The organism is Acinetobacter sp. YH01004 (assembly GCF_013420455.1).
Lineage (GTDB): Bacteria > Pseudomonadota > Gammaproteobacteria > Pseudomonadales > Moraxellaceae > Acinetobacter > Acinetobacter towneri.
Window position 1 is genome coordinate 1 of sequence record NZ_VOXZ01000039.1, and the last position, 1482, is coordinate 1482.

The 1482-nt window shown below is 43.8% G+C and carries 1 protein-coding gene; it reads right to left on the bottom strand.

Annotated elements, in window-relative coordinates; genetic code table 11:
- Positions 1-49: 49 nt before the first annotated feature.
- The gene (locus FTT71_RS13160) at positions 50-1375 is read right to left on the bottom strand and encodes an ISNCY family transposase (protein WP_096902756.1); all 1326 of its coding nucleotides are present in this window, start codon (positions 1373-1375) and stop codon (positions 50-52) included.
- Between the last annotated feature and the right edge of the window lie 107 nt (positions 1376-1482).

Sequence of the window (1482 nt, forward strand, 5' to 3'; positions counted from 1 at the left end):
TGTTATTCCCAAGTAGAAATGTCCTACCTAATAACCAAATAGAAATGTCCTATATGGACATTTCCAAGTCAAGCACAGGATTTAGATTTCGTTGTTCAATCGCTGTTTTCTGTGCACGTCTGCTTGGCATCTTTTGAGAACGATTACGTTTGTTTTGCTGTTCCAGTTCTTCATGCTGTTGTTGGATATGATTCAGAACAGCACTCAACCGTTTATTCTCAACAATCTCTCGCTGATTCAGCTGACTTAATTTATCGAAGAGGCTGTAATTGATCTTTCGGCCATCATGCATGAGGGCTACAGTACCATCCGGGTATTCCAGGAACTCAAGATACTTACCGATCAACCTTTGATTTTCTTCGGTGTTTTCCAGGAGATATACGCATTTATCATAAGTAATCGTCAGGCTATTGGTGACTCTGCGGGGTTCACGCCAAGTAAAAATATCATCTAATTCTTCGGCTGTTTCAGTGATAGGCCGATGTAGATTCTTAGGATTAAAAGCCATCTTGGCGAACTTCTGATTGAACTGCTCAATGAAGCAGGGTAGCCAGGCATTAGCTTGCTCAATCGAACAGATGCCTTCCAAGCGCATTTCTTTGATCAGACGGTCCTGAAGCGTTCTATTCGCCCGTTCTACACGGCCTTTGGCCTGTGGTGAATTGGCGAAGATGATATCGATATTGAGGGTGCTGAGTACACGTCCAAACTGGGTAATCTTGGTGTCTTTCTTGCTGCTTTGATTCACTCTAAAGACTGAATGTTTGTCGCTGTAAAACGCTAAAGGCTTACCGTGCTGTTCGACATATAAACGTGTTGAAATCATATAGTCAAAGGTTGATTCTGATTCACAGAAGCGTAAATGCTGCAATTTTCCTGTCGCATCATCGATAAACACCAGCAAACAGCACTTAGCAGCGCGTCCTTCAAACCAGTCATGGTGTGAGCCATCAATTTGGATCAGTTCACCAAAGCAATCCCGGTTGTAACGAGGCTGATACGGGCGTTTCAGGCGCTTGGCGCGAGGAATCCACAGATCTGCTGCAATCATCCAGGAACGCAGTGTTTCAACTGAAATATCAAAGCCATGAACGGTGGTGAGCTTTTCATGCGCTAAAGTGGGTCCGAAACCATGGAATTGTTCAGCGACCAGATTGAGGCACTTGAGTCTGAGCTCTTCAGGAAGCCTGGAATTGCTGATTTGGCCACGTGCAGCATGGGCTAATGCAGTTGGACCTTGAGTTTTGTATTTTTGCAATAAACGTCTGATCTGACGTTCTGAAATATGAAGTAGCTGAGCAGCCTGGGGCTGGGTTATGCGTTGATCACAGATTTCTTGCAAGACCGACAATCGTTTAAGTTCTTTATCCGACATAGACACCAACATATCAAACCGTCCGCTAAGAAAATTGCAACAGCGCATATTCTAAAAGCGGACATTTTTACTTTGGAGAAACCGGACATTTCTATTTTGGAGTTACA